Raw genomic sequence first — 439 nt, 5'->3', positions numbered from 1 at the left:
GGCGAGTCCTCGTGTAGTCGATGACCTCGTCGGCGCCGAGGTCGCGCAGGAACGGCTCGTGCCCGCCCGTCGCCACCGCGGTGACGTGCGCGCCCTTCCACTTCGCCAGTTGCACCGCGAAGTGCCCCACGCCGCCCGCCGCGCCGTTGACGAGCACCCTGGTGCCCGTACCGAGGGCGACCGGCCGGTGCCGGGCCGCCTGGAACGGCGACGGGTGGTCGTGGCCGACCTCCACCAGGTACTGCCACGCGGTGAGCCCCGCCATCGGCGCTCCCGCCGCGTGCACATGGTCGATGCCGGCCGGCTTGGGGGCCAGGTCCGACGCGGGCGCGACGACGTACTCCGCGTAGGCGGCGCCGTCGAAGCCGGGGAAGCGGAGCATGCCGAAGACCTCGCCGCCCGGGGAGAAGCCCGTCACGTCGTCGGCGACGGCCTCGAC

Annotated in this window: 1 protein-coding gene; it reads right to left on the bottom strand. The window is 74.9% G+C overall.

Annotation, left to right across the window (positions count from 1 at the left end; genetic code table 11):
• Window positions 1-439 (bottom strand): zinc-binding dehydrogenase (locus RM590_RS35665; protein ID WP_311708963.1); only part of this gene is annotated, 439 nt, incomplete at both ends.

The organism is Streptomyces litchfieldiae (assembly GCF_031845365.1).
Taxonomy (GTDB): Bacteria; Actinomycetota; Actinomycetes; order Streptomycetales; family Streptomycetaceae; genus Streptomyces; species Streptomyces litchfieldiae.
The sequence above is the reverse complement of the archived record's forward strand: the minus strand, read 5'-3'. Positions and strand labels throughout refer to the sequence as shown.